The organism is Salinicoccus halitifaciens (assembly GCF_021026095.1).
Lineage (GTDB): Bacteria > Bacillota > Bacilli > Staphylococcales > Salinicoccaceae > Lacicoccus > Lacicoccus halitifaciens.
Map to the genome: position 1 here is coordinate 260460 of NZ_JAJNCU010000008.1, position 15824 is coordinate 276283.

The following is a 15824-nucleotide window of genomic DNA, read 5'->3' on the forward strand; positions in this document are numbered from 1 at the left end:
CCCTCCTTATTCTATATCTGTTTTGTAATTTATATTCCTGAATATGTCCGGATCTTCCCCGGTCTCCCGGATGTCCAGTACACTCACATCCTGATTCCCGAAAAATGCCTTGAAGCTCAATCTTTTCGACTGCAGCTGGTGTTCCAGGTCCCTTTCGAGCCCTGGACCCTGATAGATGCCGATCGTCGGATGCAGCTTGTCGCCTTCCGCTGAAATGATGATGCGGTCCGGCTCGGCCGCCGCCCTCTCGTGGAGGGCTTTCAGCCATTCGGACGATACGAAGGGTGTATCGCATGATACGACCAGGAGCCTGTCTTCAGGAAATGATTTCCTGACCGCGTAGATCCCGCCGAGCGGCCCATGGTCTTCGTATTCTTCATCATCGACAATCGTCCGGCCGTCGATATGCGGCTCGAGCGTCTTATTCGTGCTGACGATGATTTCATCGCACAGTCCTGACGCTTCGAGCCGGTCATGGACATGCTCGTACATCTTCCTGCCGTCGAATTCATATAAACTCTTTTGTTCACCGAACCGGGTGGACTTCCCCCCGGCCAGGACGATGCCGACCGTCTTCATCAGCCGCCGCTCACAGGCGGGATCAGTGCGATCGTGTCACCACTCGTCAAAGTATGATCGTCCTTGACGAATGCTTCGTTGCTCGCCACCTGGAACACTTCACCTTCAAGTGACGGATAATCTGCGTAAATGCGCTCTTTAAGATCCGATACTTTCATCGAGCCGTCCGTTTCCAGCTCGATCACCTGGTTGCCCGCCTTTTCTTTCAGCCCGGCAAAAAGCATCACTCTCATGATTCATTCTCCTTTATACTGGAATGATAGTGGCGTGAATCCCCGATCCACTCCTCACCATCAGACCATATTTCTTTTTTCCAAATTGGAACGATTTCCTTCAGGCGTTCGACTGCATACTCGTTTGCCCTGTAACTGTCCGCCCTGTGCGGCGAACTTGTTGCGATGACCACCGCGATATCGGAGATGTCGAGCCTGCCGATGCGGTGACCGATGGAAGTGAGTACACCCGGCCAGCGCTCGGAGATCTCATCCCCGATCTGGGCGAGCATCTTTTCAGCCATAGGAACATATGCTTCATATTCCAGATATATGGTTTGGGTGCCTTTCGTCCATTCCCTGACGTGTCCGGTGAATGTACATATTGCACCTTGCTTTTCGTTTAAGACGAACTTGTGGTAAGCCGTGGGTTCGAGTGGTGTCTCCACTACTTCAAACTGTTTCATTCATCCTTACTCCATTCTTTGAACCAAGTCATGATATACTCCTCATCATAACGTATATCAAACGTTTTTAACACATTCCGAAGACCGATATTAGTTAACTTTGTGTGACCATCCTTAAAGGAATATTTCATGAATACCTTTGGATAATCCTCGTTTTTATAACCCTCTATCAAAATAAACTCCACCCGGCCCGATAAGCGTTCAATCTGTGCGTGGAGGTCCGGGGCTTTATTCTCAACCGTCATCACGGTGCCCGGTGTGTTGAGCACCGTGACGTCCGCTCCGCTTCTGATGAACTTCCCCGTATCGGTGTCCGCGTCATGCACTTCGTCGCGGTGATGGTGCTTGATCACCGCAACGGTGCGGCCCTGTGACTTCAAATATTCGACCATGCGGTTGACCGTAGTCGTCTTGCCGCTGTTTTTAAAGCCGGTGACCTGCAGTATCTTCATCTACTTCACCCCGAAATTATCCGAACCTGACGTCACATCCGTCATCATGACCTTGACGGCGTCGCCCTTTTCAAAGCCGCGCGTGCCGCCCGGAAGGACGATGACGCCGTTGCTTTTCGCAATCGATGTCACGGCATTCGACTTGTTGAAGCCGGATGGCTTCGCATAGACCTTGCCGTCCACATAGTGGATCTCCGCCCGTATGAAGCGGGTGAACGGGTTCGGTTTTGTGAAATCCTCATCCAGTTCCGCATCGATGAACGGCGCATAGACTTTCTCTGAAGACATCATCGCCTGGATTGCCGGGCGGACGAACAATTCAAACCCGGAATAGCAGGCCGAAGGGTTGCCGCTCAGGCCGAACAGCATCTTGTCACCCAGCCTGCTCACCGTGGTCACGCTGCCCGGCCGCATGGCGACTTTGTTGAAGAGCACTTCGGCGCCGAGCTTGTCGTAGATTTTAGGGAGCAGGTCGTAATCGCCGACGGAAACGCCGCCCGTCGTGATGATGATGTCCACTTCCTCTAGCATATCCTTGATGTTTGCATAGAGCGTATCCAGATCGTCACTCTGCAGATGATATCTCTTCCCTTCGATGCCTGCACGCTTCAGCTGGGCGAGGATCATCGGTGAGTTCGAGTTCCTTATTTTACCACGAACGAGGGGTTCATTGACATCAAGAAGCTCACTGCCGGTTGATAACACGCCGACTTCTGGCTTTTTGAACACTTCGACCTCGCTGTAGCCGAATGTGGCAAGGACAGCGACCGTCCCCGGGTTGATCAGGGCACCTTTTTCAAGGATGACGTCATCTTTTTTCGACTCCTCGCCCTGCATCGCGATGTTGTCGCCCGGCGTGAAAGTTTTACGTACTGTGAAGCCGTCCTCCGTCTCCTTCGCCTGCTCGAACATGATCACCGTATCCGCACTCTCCGGAATTTCGGCACCGGTCATGATGCGGAACGCCTCGTTCGGCTGCAGCTCATAATCACTTGTGGACCCTGCCGGCACCTCTTCGACCACTTTGAAAGGGATGCGGTTGTTCCCGCTCGCCCCTTCGGAATCACGCGCCCGGATGGCAAAACCGTCCATCGCGGATTTTGTGAACAGGGGTACGTCATGTGTCGCGACCAGGTCATTGGCAAGGATCCGGTCATGCGCATCAAGGTATGAAACAGTTTCTGTATCCATCAGCGTTATATTCTCCAAAACTAATGCCACTGCATCGTTTACGGGTATTGGTTTTCTATTTAAAGACATTGGCTCTCCTACTTTCCAAAAACTTTTTCTGTTATACTCTATTGTACTAGAAAGGATGGTTGGAATGGCAGAATTTACTCATTTTAACGAAGAAGGACGCGCCAAAATGGTCGACGTCTCAAATAAGGAAGTGTCGGTCAGGATCGCAAAAGCAGAGTGTTCGGTCGAAGTGACCGAAGAGATCTACACAGCGATCACGGAAGGCCAGATCAAAAAGGGCGATGTGCTTTCCGTCGCCCAGGTCGCGGGCATCATGGCCGCAAAAAATACACACCAGATCATCCCGATGTGCCACCCTTTGTCATTATCCGGAGTGGATATTTCATTCAGCTGGGACACTGAGGAAGGGTACTTCCTGAACATAGTCACGGAAGTGAAGACCAAAGGCCAGACCGGCGTCGAAATGGAAGCCCTGACGGCGGCAAGCGCCGCCGCCCTCACAGTCTATGACATGTGCAAGGCACTCGATAAGGGTATGATCATCCATGAGACGAAGCTCGTCTCGAAGTCCGGCGGCAAATCCGGGGACTATGTGGCGGAATAAAGGTATTGTATGATAGGCTGCTCATTCGTCATTGAAAAATATGATGAGTGAGCAGTTTTTTGTGCCGGCTGCTCAGGCACGACAGATTTCAATGCTGAATGAGCAGACTTTTAGTCCCGCTGCTCACTCACGAGGAATTTCGATGCTGAGTAAGCAGCCCCTCACCCACACCAACCCATAAAAAAATCCGCCCACACGGATGCAGACGGAATTCTCCAATCAGTTTTCCTTCGTCACTTCAAACACGAGGTGGTTAAGCTCAGGCACGACGAGTTTTTCCATCGCGAGCTTCACCGCACCGCTCGAACCGGGCATCGAGATGATGACCTGGCTGCCGTGCGTGCCGGCGACGGCCCTCGATAAAATGCTTCTCGAGCCGATGTCTTCCGTATAGCTCAGCATCCGGAAAATCTCCCCGAACCCTTCGATTTCCTTATCGAAGAATGTCCGCACCGCCTCGATCGTCACGTCCCTGGCCGCAATGCCGGTGCCGCCCGTCGTGATGACGGCGTCCACGCCGGCTTCGAGCATGCCGGACACCGCCTCTTTGATTGAAGCTTCGTCGTCCTTGACGATTGTATAATGTTCTTCCTTCACCACTGTATTGATCTCCGCCAGGTACTCCTGTACAAGCCTGCCGCCTTTGTCGGTCTCCACCGTCCTTGTATCACTCACGGTGATCACTGCGACATTGATATCACGGTCAATCCTCTCCACTATGCTCATGTCAACTCTCCTATCCGAATAATTGATTCACGATCGTCCGGGCTTTATTGGTCTGGTCTGCACCATGGATCAATAAACGCCCGTTGTTGAAACTGACGATACGGTAGTCATCATATCTGAATTCCACGAAATAAGGTGTTTCATGCATCGGTATGTTCCGGTCATTCAATGCCCCGACGACGATATCCTGCGTCAGGCGTTCATCGATGTACTGGACCGTATCCCGGCCGCACAGGCGCATCGACATGTTTGACACATCACTGACTGCAAGTTCCGGATATTCATGCGTTCCGCACGTTGCACACGCTTCTTCCTTCATGCCGTCGATCCTGAATTTCATATGGTCCATATCCCACACGTTGCCCATGCGCATATAGAACGGGGCGCTGAACTGGTCAGTCATGATCTTGAACGCCGTCGTCACCTGCTCTGCCACCGCCATATGGACCGCCGGGGAAATGACACCCACGGTATCGCATGTCAGGGTGGTCGTCGGCAGCACCGGAACCAGACATCTGTAGCACGGCGTCACACCCGGCACAAAGCCGCAGCTCGAGTATGAGGCTTCGACACACGCGGCATACACCCACGGCGTGCCGGTCTTGAAGGCCACATCATTGATGAGCATGCGCGTATCGAAGTTATCCGTGCCGTCCAGTATCAGGTCCGCTTCCCCCGCAAGGGATTCCAGCAGCAGTGCATCCGCATGGGCGATATGTGTGTCGATTTCGATATCGCTGCGGATATCCTTCAGCCGTTCCGCCCCCGCGATCACTTTCGGGATCTTACTGTTGGCATCATCTTCGGTGAAGAGCGTCTGCCTCTGCAGGTTCGACAGTTCCACATAGTCCCGGTCCACCAGTATGAGTTTCTTCACGCCGGCCCGTGCGAGCATTTCGCTTGAAAGCGAACCAAGCGCCCCCGTCCCGACGATGAGTACCGTACGGGACTGGATGAGGCGCTGACCTTCACTGCCTATTTTATTGAATAAAGTCTGTCTTGAATATCGATTCATCATCTTCACTCTCTAAATAACATTTGCCTTAACTTTACTACGCAAATACAACATTGTAAACAAAGCAAGCACACAGGCCCCCGTCAAAAGGTGGAATGCGAGCATATATGTGCCCGTCGCTTCGAATGTCGACTGCATGACGAGCGGCGGGAAGAATCCGCCGAGTCCGCCCATCATCGCGACGAATCCATTTGCGATGCCCGCCTGGCCCGAGAAGTACATCGGGACGAACTTGAAAACGAGGCCGTTGCCGATACCTGCGAACACCGAGGTCAATAAACAGCCGACCGTGAACATGATCAGGCTTTCGTAAGTGAATGACAGGAGCAGCCCTGAGAATGTCAGGCCGATGAAGGTCACTATGACCATCGTGATCGGGTTGAATTTATCCCCGAGCAGTCCGCCGACAGGTCTGAGGAGTGTTGCGATCACGATGAATCCTGCCGTCCTGAAACCTGCATCCGCTGTGGATAAGTCGAAAAAGGTGACAAGGAAGTTCGGCAGGAAGATGCCGAATGCAACGAATACGCCGAAAGTGATGAAGTACCAATAGTTCAGGAAATAGAAACGGTAGTCCGACATCGCTTCCTTGAACTGCCTGCCGAGGGGCAGGTTGACTTTCTTTTCACTCCTGTCCCCGAGGAAGAACTGCAGAAGCGCAAACAATGCGAGCACGATGAGGTAAGTCTGTACAGCCGCCTGCCAGCCGCCGAGCATGCCCGCGAGCACAGGGGCACCGAAACTCGTCACTGCGGTCCCGATGTTCCCCATGCCGTAGACGCCGTTGACGAAGCCGTGCTTGTTCTTATCGTAATACTTCGGCAGTGCGGTGACCCCGATGCTGAATGTCGCACCCCCGATCCCTAAAAATACGGCGGCGATGATCAGGTCGGTGGTCGTTGTGGCCAGGCTCAAATAAAACACCGGGATGATCAGGAATATGAAACTCGCCAAAAATACAATTCTCGCCCCGATCTTGTTCGTCATGATGCTGAAAGGAATCCTGAGTATTGAACCGAGGATGGTCGGCAGGGCGACGATCAATGCCTGATGCGCGGCAGCTTCCGGTATGTCCTTCACGATTTCCGGAAATAACGGTGCAAGCAGCGTCCATACCATGAACCCGACCAACAAGCTGAATGTCTGAAGTAATAACTGTTTTTTCCCCATGGTTTCTGACATGCAATCAACCTCACTAGTTTGTGATTTTATTTACATATTCATTATAAATCGTCCCATGCAACGTTGTAAGAGGGAAATCCCTAAATGTCGTTCAGTCCACTATCAGAGTATTGACCTGCTCGAGCAGCACTTCTTCATCTATTTTCTTAAGCATCTTTTCAGCCATATCAAACAGCACCGCTTCTTCCTTGACCATATGTACCATTAAAACTTCGTATGCCTCCATCGCATCCTTCACCATGTCATGCATCGTGCCGATATCCATCTCTGTCGACACCTGTTCGGAATGGTGCAGGAAGTGGTCGATGTAAGCATCGATTTCTGCATGCTCCTCCTCGATCGACAGGATCGGCCCCTGTTCATAGCCGATGTAGACTCCGAGCATCGGGAAGAAATATTTCTCCTCTTTTACCTGATGCTTTTTCAAAGGTGCGCGGAATGCCTTCAATTTCTCCCGGATTTCTTTTATGGCCATCATGCCTTCCAGGCGGCTGTACACATCTCCATTTTCGAATTTCAATACGAACTGGAACCATTCATTCATCAGATGGCGGATGTAATGGTGTTCATTTTCCAATATACGGAGTGCCTTTATTTTGTATTTGAATTCATTTGCCTGCATAATCTCATCACCTAACATCAAATATCGAACAGTTTTTTCTTCACCGCATATTCCACGAGTTCCGGCCTGGAACCCAGGTCCAGCTTATCCATGATCCTCGATTTGTGCGCTTCGACGGTTTTGACCGAAATGAACAGCATTTCAGCGATATCTTTATTGCCGTACCCTTTGGCGACGAGTGGAAGTATCTCGAGCTCCCGCTGCGTCAATATGTTGAACGGTTCCCTGTCATGCTCCGGTATTTCATCAGTGGCGAGGAATTTCTCGAATGATTCGTTCATGAGGACCGGGTCGATGTAACGCTCACCTTTTGCGACGGCCCTGATGGCTCTGATCAGTTCATCGTCCGGCGAGTTCTTCAAAATATATCCGAGCGCACCGCTTTTGAATGTATGCGTGATATACTCCTCGTCGTCATACATCGTGAGGATCAGTATTTTCACTTCCGGGAATACATCATGTATCTTGCTTGCTGCAAACAATCCGGATTCACCCGGCGGCATGCTTAAATCCAGCAGGAGGACATCCGGGGAAAGTTCTTTGACTTTTTCGAATGCCTGTCTGCCGTCAGCTGCCGTCCCGATCACTTCCATGTCTTCCTGATAATTCAGGAGCATGGTGAACCCCGTCCTCACCACGGCATGATCATCTGCTATTACAAGTTTCATACGATCCTCTCCTCAACAGGAATGTATCCTTCGACTCTGGTGCCCCTGCCCGGCTCACTGTCTATGTCCAGTTCACCGTCCACGCTGCTGATCCGCTCATGCATGCCGAAGAGGCCGAGCCCGGAACCTTTGGGTTCGGCCCCCATCAGGAAACCAGCACCTTCATCCTCGATTTCAAAATGTATTTCAATGCCGTCACGGGAGCGGACTTCCTTCAGGCTCACCGTGATTTCATCACTTCCGGAATATTTGACGGCATTGAATGCCGCTTCCTGGACGATGCGGTAGATGACTGTTTCAATCTCCGGACGGTACCTTTTCTTGTTCAGGTTGGTGCTGAAATCGACCAGTATACCGTACTGCTTCTGAAGCCATTTGAAGTGGGTCTTCAAAGCAGCTTCCACCCCCAGATCATCCAGGCTTGCAGGCCGCAGCTCAACGGAGATGTTCCTGACGTAGTCCAGCAGATGACTGAGCATCTCCTCGGAGTCCTTGATCTTTTCATCCAGTGCCTCCCGGTCCTGGGTATACTTGAACAGCCTCATCTCGAGCAGCACATTCAGAAGTTCCTGTGTGACCCCGTCATGGAGGTCCCTCGAAATCCGCTTGCGCTCATTTTCCTGTGCCTGGATGATCCGCTGTGTCAGCAATTTCTGATGCTCGAACTCCTGCTGCCTCATCAGTTCTGAAAGCGGATTCAAAGTGAAGACGCTGATATTGTTTTTCGGATCGATCTGCTGGAAATTGGCGATATATGTGACTTTCTTTCCGTAACGCGTGCGCATATACACCTGGAAGGTCAATTTTTCTTTGCTCATCAAAAAACAGGTCGTGCAGTCTGGATCGCCGCCGGCCGCCATACCCACGCAATGGCCGCAAATGTTGACGAACTGATTGCGGTCATAGTCACTTAAGTCCAATGTTTTTTCAGCTTCTGCGTTCATATGGACGATTTCACCGTGCCGGTCGACGAAAAGGATCATCTCTTTCGAATGGTGGAACATCGCCTCGAGGAGCGACGTCAGATCATGTGTTTTCATACAGCATCAACTCTTTTAAAAGTTCTATTCGCAAATCTTTTTCAACATCCGCCTTGATGGCCTCATAGTCTTCTTCACTGATGTGCCTAGGCGCCCTGTCCCCCAGGACTACAAGCCCCATGACGACTTCGTCATTATTCCAGATCGGTATCGCAACGAAGCCCTGGATATTTTCAAAATAAAGGATCGGGAAGCGGAAAAGCTCCTCCGGATTATAAATTTTGGAAACATCCTGGACGACGAGCGACTTGCCGGTTTTCAGTACGACCCCCGGCAGTCCCGTACCTTTTCTGAGTTCCATCCTTTTCCACCGCTGGCTGTCACTTCCGAGTACATACTTCCACTTGAATGTGGAATTCCCCCGGTTATTGATTATGCCGGTCAATGCGACGATTGCGAAACCATGTTTCTTCTGTAATCTTTGTAATGCCCCTTTGACTGATTGATTCATAGAACCCCCACCAATCCCGATCTCTTTACTGCTTATGTCTCCGGTATACTATATAACTCCTTCCGACATAGTTGAACGGCAGGCTCCACGCATGCACAAGCCGTGTTGCCGGCCACAGCGCAAAGATCAGGAAGGCGGAAAGTACATGTATCTGGAAAGTAAGCGGGACGTCCGTCATCAGCGAGGCATCCGGGGAGAATGTCACAAGCCCCCTGACCCATACTGAAATCGACTGACGGTAATCGAAATCGGTCACGATATTATTTGTGACCAGTGTAGCATAAATACCTATGAAAGTTATGAACAGCAGCAGGAAGTTGACCACCATATCTGAAACTGAACTCAATTTCCGCACTGATTTGTTATTGATTCTCCGGAACGTCAGCAGGAACATGCCGATAAACATCACCACTCCGAAAAATCCACCGACATACACCGCCCCGAGATGGTAGATGTGCTCATTCACCCCGATTGCACTCATCCAATGGGCCGGGATGAACAGCCCCACGATATGGCCAATAAACACCGGTATCACTGCAAAATGGAACAGTATGCTCCCCACCATCAACTGTTTCTTTTCAATGAATTCACTCGATTTCGCCGTCCAGCCGAATTGGTCTATCCTGTAACGCCAAATATGTCCGACGATAAAAATCGCCACACACAAGTAAGGGAATATCACCCACAGAAATTGATCAAGCATTTTGTTCGCCCTCTTTCATCGACTCATCTACACATGCCTTGAACGTCTCCCGCAGCCCTTTGATCAGGTTGAAGTATGGGCTTTTATTACGTTCCAGAGCCTGGATCATATGATATGTACCGTCTTCCAGGACCATGATCAACAAAGTCAGACTTTCCTCCGCGCGCTCATCCCCACGCCATTCTGCGGCATAAAGGAATTCGAGCATGAGAGGCAGGTAGTCGCTCAGCTCGTTGTCGGGCATCTTCAGACCGAACATTTCATATAATACCTTCAGTTTGGCCAGCATCTGGCCGCGTTCTTTCTGGTCTTCAAATTTGAAATAAGTCATATACAGATTGGTGTCCCTGTCAAAATCGAATGTCTGGGTGTAGACCTGCTGGATGTCATCGAGGCTGATGTCATGCATGTCATCCCAGTACTGTCTGATGTAGGGGTAAGCCGGATGGGACGCATCAAACGCCCCATCAAACTCCCTTGGGTGAAAATCAATTTTGGTCGGGAAAGTCAGCTGGTTCGAGAAGAACCCGAATGACTTCTTATATTTGTGTAATTCATCCAGATTAATCACGCCAGATTCCCCCATAGAAGTTCTGTTCGTAAATCTCTTTGCCCGTCTGATTGCTGGTCGTTGCAGCCATCACCGGGCCGCAACCGTCACAATCATCCCCGCCAAAGCCGTAGCCCGTCGAGCCCTGCGCCCTGTAAGGATCTGTATACTGCTCCCTGTGGGAAGTCGGGATGACGAAGCGGTCTTCATATTTGGCGATTGCGAGCAGCCGGTACATCATCTTCGTTTCATTTGCGCTCATGCCGACGCGCTCGAGCCTCGACTCGTCGAAATCCTTGCCGCTTGAGATGGCCCTCATATACTGGCGCATCATCGCCATCTTCTGCAGTGCCCCCTTGACCGGCTCGACATCGCCGGCAGTCAGCATATTCGCAAGATACTGCAGCGGGATCCTCATCTCCTCGATTGCCGGGAAAATCGCATCCGGATTCTTGATGGAATCCTTTCCTTCGAAGTAGTTCATGATAGGACTGAGCGGCGGGCAGTACCACACCATCGGCATCGTCCGGTATTCAGGATGGAGCGGGAATGCAAGCTTGTATTCAACTGCCAGTTTATAGACCGGCGAGTCCTGCGCCGCTTCGATCCAGTCGCTGGAAATGCCGTCCCGTTCCGCCTGGGCGATCACTTCAGGATCGTTCGGGTCAAGGAACAGGTCAAGCTGTGCTTCGTAGAGATCTTTTTCATTTTCAGTGGCAGCCGCTTCAAGGACACGGTCGGCGTCATACAGCAGCACACCGAGGTAACGCATTCTGCCGGTGCACGTTTCTGAACACACGGTCGGCAGGCCCGCCTCCACGCGCGGGAAGCAGAATGTGCATTTTTCCGCCTTATTCGTTTTCCAGTTGAAGTAGACTTTCTTGTAAGGACAGCCTGTCATGCAGTATCTCCAGCCGCGGCATGCCTCCTGGTCTACCAGCACGATGCCGTCCTCATCCCGTTTGTACATTGCACCCGACGGGCAGCTCGCCACACAGCTCGGATTCAGGCAGTGTTCGCAGAGCCTCGGCAGATACATCATGAAGGTCTTTTCAAAGTTGAATTTGATCTCTTCTTCGATCTGCTGGATGTTCGGATCCTGCGGGCCTGTGATATGGCCGCCTGCCAGGTCGTCTTCCCAGTTCGGTCCCCATTCAAGGTCCATCTTCTCGCCTGAGATGACGGAATGTGCCGTCGCCACAGGGCTGTGTTCGCTCTCTTCTTTTGTGATCAGATCCTGGTAGTTGTACGTCCACGGTTCGTAGTATTCCTTCATTTCCGGCATATCCGGGTTGTAGAAGATCTTACCCAGTGCGATTTTGGATAACTTTGTTCCACTCTTCAATTCCAGACGGCCGTTTCTCAGCTTCCAGCCGCCCTTATAGTGCTCCTGGTCCTCCCAGCGTTTCGGGTAGCCGATGCCGGGCTTCGTTTCCACGTTGTTGAACCACATGTACTCTGCACCCGGTCTATTCGTCCAAGTGCTTTTACATGTCACACTGCACGTATGGCAACCGATACATTTGTCCAAGTTCATCACCATTGCAATCTGCGCTTTAATCTTCAAGCCAATTGACCTCCTTCATTTTTCTTACCGCGACGTAAACATCCCTCTGGTTGCCGATCGGACCATAATAGTTGAAACCGTAACTGATCTGGGCGTAACCCCCGACCATCTGGGTCGGCTTCATATGAATCCGTGTCGGAGCGTTGTGGCTTCCGCCGCGCGTATCCGTAATTTCAGAGCCGGGCACTTCGATATGCTTATCCTGTGCGTGATACATGAACATCGTGCCTTTCGGCATTCTATGTGAAACGACAGCCCTCGCTGCCACAACACCATTTCTGTTGTATACTTCCAGCCATTCGTTATCGGCGATATCATGCTCTTCTGCATCCTCGTTGGACAGCCATACCGTCGGCCCGCCCCTGAAGAGTGTGAGCATATGCAGGTTATCCTGGTATGTCGAATGGATATTCCATTTGCCGTGCGGGGTCAGATATCTGAGGACCAGCGAGTCCACGCCGCCCTTGATCTTCTTGTCCTTCGAGCCGAACACCATCGGCGGCAGTGTCGGCTTGTAGACCGGCAGGCCTTCACCGAACTGCAGGAACATATCGTGGTCGATATAGAAGGACTGGCGGCCTGTCAAAGTCCTGAACGGTACATTCCTTTCAACGTTCGTCGTAAATGGATTGTAACGCCGGCCCTGCTTGTTCGAACCCGGGAATACGGCTGTCGGGATGACTTCCCTCGGCTGTGCCGTGATATTGTTGAACGTGATCTTTTCATTTTCCCGGGCACTTGAGATGTCCCGGAGCACCTGCCCGGTCTGATTTTCAAGGTCCTCATAGGATTTCTGCGACACTTCACCGTTGGCGCATGATGACACGTGCAGCACGACATCCGCAGCCCGTCTTGCCGTATCCATCCTCGGCAGCCCATCCTTGATCGTGCCGTCGGTATAGACGCCGTTCATCGACTTGAGTTCCTCATGCTGCTCCGTCACATCGAATGACACGCCGTGGGCGCCGATCTTGTTCCTGAAGCCGGGACCTGCAGTGATGAACTTGTCATACACCTGCGTATAATCCCTTTCGACGATCTTGAATGCCGGCATCGTCTTGCCCGGAATCGCCTCTATTTCACCTTTCGACCAATCCTTGACCAGCCCGAGGGGCTGCGCCATCTCCTGGTTCGTATCATGTGCGAGCGGGGATGTGACCAGGTCCTTATAAGTTTCCGGCAGCTGCGTTTTGGCCATTTCAGTAAAGCCTTTCGCCAGGTCCCGGAATATGTTCCAGTCCGATTTCGATTCCCACAGCGGATCGACAGCCGGGTTGAACGGGTGGATGAACGGATGCATGTCTGTACTTGATATGTCGTGCTTTTCATACCATGTCGCTGCGGGCAATACGATATCCGCATAAATCGGCGTCGCCGTCATCCGGAAATCAATGGCGACCATCAGGTCCAGCTTCCCTTCCGCTTCCTCGCCCCATTCAATCTCCTCGGGCTTGAAATCTTCATTTGGTGAAGCGAGCAGCCCGCTCTTTGTGCCGAGCAGATGCTTCATGAAATATTCCTGCCCTTTTGCAGATGACGATATAAGGTTCGAACGCCAGACGAAAAGGGTTTTGGGATGGTTTTCCTTTGCTGAAGGATCTTCAACTGCAAATTTCGTCTCCTTATTTTTGAGCTGTTCCACCGCAAGATCGATCACCGCTTCGTCAGAGTCATCGCCCTTTTCTTTCGCCTCTTCATAAAATGCCAGGCTGCTCTTGTTGAACTGCGGGTATGACGGCAGCCAGCCGAGCCTTGCTGCAAGGACATTGTAGTCGGCCGGATGTTTGTAGTCTATCTCGTCGGCAGTCGGTGACTGAAGCGTATCTGCACCTGCTTCCTCGTACTTCCACTGCTCCGTTGCAAAATAGAACCAGCTCGTCGCATTCTGCTGGCGCGGCGGTGCCTGCCAGTCCTTGGCGAAGGCGACATGCCCCCAGCCTTCGTACGGACGGACTTTCTCCTGACCCACATAATGTGCCCAGCCTCCGCCGTTTTTGCCGACACAGCCGCACAGCATCACGAGGTTCAGTATCGACCTGTAAATCGTGTCGGAGTTGAACCAGTGGTTGATGCCTGCGCCCATGATGATCATCGAGCGGCCGTCGGTATCCACCGCATTCTGTGCAAACTCCCGGGCGATCTGCACGACTACGGACTGTTTCACGGATGTCACTTTTTCCTGCCATGCAGGTGTGTAGACGGAATCAGCATCGTCATACCCTTTCGCTTCATGTTCCGAACCGAAACGTTTCACTCCGTACTGTGAAAGCATCAGGTCATAGATCGTCGCGGCATACCTTTCCGTGCCGTCGGCAAGTGTCACTTTCTTCGCCATGATCGGACGGGTGAATGTACTGTTCCCTGCATTGTCAAAGTACGGGAATTCAATGTTGATCTCCTCGCCGCCGAATTTCTCGACCGACATTGCCGGGTCGATTTCGGTGCCGTCTTCGCGCCTCAATTCCAGGTTCCATTTCTTGCCTTCTTCCCATCTCTGACCCACCGTGCCGTTTGGTGCCGCGAGGTCTCCGGTGTTCTCATCGAGTATGACGGGCTTCCAATCGGCATTTGAACTGTCCATGCCGAGGTCGCTCTCCCTCAGGAAACGTCCGGCTTTCAGCGTATCCTTGAAATCATCCAGCAAAATCATGAACGGCAGATCGGTGAACCGCTTCGCATAATCGATGAACATCGGTTCCTGCCTCTGATAATAAAATTCATCCAGTATGACATGTGTCATCGCCTGTGCGAGTGCTGCGTCCGTCCCCGGATTCGGGGCAAGCCAGTTATCGGCGAACTTGACGTTTTCAGCATAGTCCGGAGCGACGGAGACGATTTTTGTACCCTTGTATCTCACTTCAGTCATGAAGTGGGCATCCGGCGTACGAGTCAGCGGAACGTTCGAACCCCACATCATCAGGTAGTTCGAGTTGTACCAGTCCGCCGATTCGGGTACATCCGTCTGATCCCCCCATATTTGCGGGGAGGCGTTCGGCAGATCCGCATACCAGTCGTAAAAACTGAGCATCTCGCCGCCAAGCAGGGTGATGAACCTTGAGCCTGCTGCGTAACTCAGCATGCTCATCGCAGGAATGGGCGTGAATCCGGCAATCCTGTCCGGCCCGTATTTTTTGATCGTGTAGATCAGCTGGGCTGCGATCAACTGTGTCACATCACGCCAGTTCACCCGGACATGACCGCCCATGCCGCGTGCCTGCTTGTATGACTTCGCTTTTTCAGGATCCTCGACGATGCTTCCCCAGGCTGCCACCGGGTCTTCCAGCTCCTTCAGTGCATCCTGCCACAGCCGCCACAGCTTCCCCCGCATATAAGGGAACTTGATGCGCATCGGGCTGTATTCGTACCATGAGAATGAGGCACCGCGCGGACACCCTCTCGGCTCGTATTCGGGCATGTCGGGCCCGCATGATGGATAGTCCGTCTGCTGATTTTCCCATGTGATGATTCCATTCTTCACAAATACTTTCCACGAACATGAGCCTGTGCAGTTCACGCCGTGGGTCGTCCTGACCACTTTGTCGTGACTCCATCTCTGACGGTACATTTTTTCCCATTCCCGGCTTTTCTCTTCCAATATCGACCAGTTGCCGTTAAACTTTTCAGTCGGTTTAAAGAAATGAAGACCAAAGAGTTTGTCCATTAGCGCTCTCCTCCAAATACAATTCTCTCAAGATACTTACATTATCTGTTTTTATTGCCTGAAATAACATTAGGGAAAGTCCTAATCATTTACGGCTTAGATTGTTAAGGAAATGTAAAGAATGC

At 51.7% G+C, this 15824-nt stretch carries 17 protein-coding genes; 1 reads left to right on the top strand and 16 read right to left on the bottom strand.

The window, feature by feature from the left end; translation table 11 throughout:
- Positions 1-6: 6 nt before the first annotated feature.
- The 5 genes from mobA to LPW40_RS12825 are packed head-to-tail and all read right to left on the bottom strand — an operon-like array spanning position 7 to position 2970.
- Positions 7-579, bottom strand: coding sequence for a molybdenum cofactor guanylyltransferase (gene mobA / locus LPW40_RS12805; protein WP_230822635.1), 573 nt, complete (start codon positions 577-579; stop codon positions 7-9).
- On the bottom strand, positions 579-812 hold the full coding sequence (locus LPW40_RS12810) for a MoaD/ThiS family protein (protein WP_230822636.1): 234 nt from the start codon (positions 810-812) through the stop codon (positions 579-581). Before LPW40_RS12810 ends, mobA begins: the two co-directional genes overlap by 1 nt.
- Entirely contained in the window at positions 809-1258 is a 450-nt protein-coding gene (locus LPW40_RS12815) for a molybdenum cofactor biosynthesis protein MoaE (protein ID WP_230822637.1), read from the bottom strand. Before LPW40_RS12815 ends, LPW40_RS12810 begins: the two co-directional genes overlap by 4 nt.
- Complete coding sequence (mobB, locus tag LPW40_RS12820; protein ID WP_230822638.1) at positions 1255-1710, bottom strand: molybdopterin-guanine dinucleotide biosynthesis protein B; 456 nt, start codon at positions 1708-1710, stop codon at positions 1255-1257. Before mobB ends, LPW40_RS12815 begins: the two co-directional genes overlap by 4 nt.
- Positions 1711-2970: a molybdopterin molybdotransferase MoeA gene (locus tag LPW40_RS12825; protein ID WP_230822639.1), complete on the bottom strand. Its 1260-nt coding sequence runs from the start codon at positions 2968-2970 to the stop codon at positions 1711-1713.
- Between the two features lie 64 nt (positions 2971-3034).
- On the opposite strand from LPW40_RS12825, the gene moaC reads away from it, so the two are divergent.
- A complete protein-coding gene (gene moaC, locus LPW40_RS12830; RefSeq protein WP_230822640.1) occupies positions 3035-3514 on the top strand; it encodes a cyclic pyranopterin monophosphate synthase MoaC in 480 nt (159 codons plus the stop codon).
- A 219-nt stretch (positions 3515-3733) separates the two neighbouring features.
- Here moaC and LPW40_RS12835 read toward each other — a convergent pair whose 3' ends face one another.
- The 11 genes from LPW40_RS12835 to LPW40_RS12885 form a co-directional block, all read right to left on the bottom strand.
- The gene (locus LPW40_RS12835; protein ID WP_230822641.1) at positions 3734-4240 is read right to left on the bottom strand and encodes a MogA/MoaB family molybdenum cofactor biosynthesis protein; all 507 of its coding nucleotides are present in this window, start codon (positions 4238-4240) and stop codon (positions 3734-3736) included.
- A gap of 10 nt (positions 4241-4250) precedes the next feature.
- Positions 4251-5255 carry a ThiF family adenylyltransferase gene (locus tag LPW40_RS12840; protein WP_230822642.1) on the bottom strand — a complete coding sequence of 335 codons (1005 nt, stop codon included), beginning with the start codon at positions 5253-5255 and terminating at the stop codon, positions 4251-4253.
- Between the two features lie 12 nt (positions 5256-5267).
- A complete protein-coding gene (locus LPW40_RS12845; protein WP_230822643.1) occupies positions 5268-6437 on the bottom strand; it encodes a nitrate/nitrite transporter in 1170 nt (389 codons plus the stop codon).
- Between the two features lie 91 nt (positions 6438-6528).
- The gene (locus tag LPW40_RS12850; RefSeq protein ID WP_230822644.1) at positions 6529-7059 is read right to left on the bottom strand and encodes a hemerythrin domain-containing protein; all 531 of its coding nucleotides are present in this window, start codon (positions 7057-7059) and stop codon (positions 6529-6531) included.
- 17 nt (positions 7060-7076) lie between these two features.
- Complete coding sequence (locus LPW40_RS12855; protein WP_230822645.1) at positions 7077-7727, bottom strand: response regulator; 651 nt, start codon at positions 7725-7727, stop codon at positions 7077-7079.
- Entirely contained in the window at positions 7724-8767 is a 1044-nt protein-coding gene (locus tag LPW40_RS12860; RefSeq protein WP_230822646.1) for a sensor histidine kinase, read from the bottom strand. The genes LPW40_RS12855 and LPW40_RS12860 overlap by 4 nt, the downstream gene beginning before the upstream one ends.
- Positions 8754-9218, bottom strand: a complete 465-nt coding sequence (locus LPW40_RS12865) for a GAF domain-containing protein (RefSeq protein WP_230822647.1) — start codon at positions 9216-9218, stop codon at positions 8754-8756. The genes LPW40_RS12860 and LPW40_RS12865 overlap by 14 nt, the downstream gene beginning before the upstream one ends.
- A gap of 25 nt (positions 9219-9243) precedes the next feature.
- Positions 9244-9921 carry a respiratory nitrate reductase subunit gamma gene (gene narI, locus LPW40_RS12870; RefSeq protein WP_230822648.1) on the bottom strand — a complete coding sequence of 226 codons (678 nt, stop codon included), beginning with the start codon at positions 9919-9921 and terminating at the stop codon, positions 9244-9246.
- Positions 9914-10492, bottom strand: a complete 579-nt coding sequence (narJ, locus tag LPW40_RS12875; RefSeq protein ID WP_230822649.1) for a nitrate reductase molybdenum cofactor assembly chaperone — start codon at positions 10490-10492, stop codon at positions 9914-9916. Before narJ ends, narI begins: the two co-directional genes overlap by 8 nt.
- Positions 10485-12038: a nitrate reductase subunit beta gene (gene narH, locus LPW40_RS12880; protein WP_230822650.1), complete on the bottom strand. Its 1554-nt coding sequence runs from the start codon at positions 12036-12038 to the stop codon at positions 10485-10487. Before narH ends, narJ begins: the two co-directional genes overlap by 8 nt.
- On the bottom strand, positions 12028-15699 hold the full coding sequence (locus tag LPW40_RS12885; protein WP_230822651.1) for a nitrate reductase subunit alpha: 3672 nt from the start codon (positions 15697-15699) through the stop codon (positions 12028-12030). The genes narH and LPW40_RS12885 overlap by 11 nt, the downstream gene beginning before the upstream one ends.
- Positions 15700-15824: the final 125 nt, after the last annotated feature.

Coding starts and splice junctions, on each gene's coding strand:
- mobA (WP_230822635.1), bottom strand. CDS start 579: ATGAAGACGGTCGGCATCGTCCTGGCCGGGGGGAAGTCCACCCGGTTC.
- LPW40_RS12810 (WP_230822636.1), bottom strand. CDS start 812: ATGAGAGTGATGCTTTTTGCCGGGCTGAAAGAAAAGGCGGGCAACCAG.
- LPW40_RS12815 (WP_230822637.1), bottom strand. CDS start 1,258: ATGAAACAGTTTGAAGTAGTGGAGACACCACTCGAACCCACGGCTTAC.
- mobB (WP_230822638.1), bottom strand. CDS start 1,710: ATGAAGATACTGCAGGTCACCGGCTTTAAAAACAGCGGCAAGACGACT.
- LPW40_RS12825 (WP_230822639.1), bottom strand. CDS start 2,970: ATGTCTTTAAATAGAAAACCAATACCCGTAAACGATGCAGTGGCATTA.
- moaC (WP_230822640.1), top strand. CDS start 3,035: ATGGCAGAATTTACTCATTTTAACGAAGAAGGACGCGCCAAAATGGTC.
- LPW40_RS12835 (WP_230822641.1), bottom strand. CDS start 4,240: ATGAGCATAGTGGAGAGGATTGACCGTGATATCAATGTCGCAGTGATC.
- LPW40_RS12840 (WP_230822642.1), bottom strand. CDS start 5,255: ATGAATCGATATTCAAGACAGACTTTATTCAATAAAATAGGCAGTGAA.
- LPW40_RS12845 (WP_230822643.1), bottom strand. CDS start 6,437: ATGTCAGAAACCATGGGGAAAAAACAGTTATTACTTCAGACATTCAGC.
- LPW40_RS12850 (WP_230822644.1), bottom strand. CDS start 7,059: ATGCAGGCAAATGAATTCAAATACAAAATAAAGGCACTCCGTATATTG.
- LPW40_RS12855 (WP_230822645.1), bottom strand. CDS start 7,727: ATGAAACTTGTAATAGCAGATGATCATGCCGTGGTGAGGACGGGGTTC.
- LPW40_RS12860 (WP_230822646.1), bottom strand. CDS start 8,767: ATGAAAACACATGATCTGACGTCGCTCCTCGAGGCGATGTTCCACCAT.
- LPW40_RS12865 (WP_230822647.1), bottom strand. CDS start 9,218: ATGAATCAATCAGTCAAAGGGGCATTACAAAGATTACAGAAGAAACAT.
- narI (WP_230822648.1), bottom strand. CDS start 9,921: ATGCTTGATCAATTTCTGTGGGTGATATTCCCTTACTTGTGTGTGGCG.
- LPW40_RS12885 (WP_230822651.1), bottom strand. CDS start 15,699: ATGGACAAACTCTTTGGTCTTCATTTCTTTAAACCGACTGAAAAGTTT.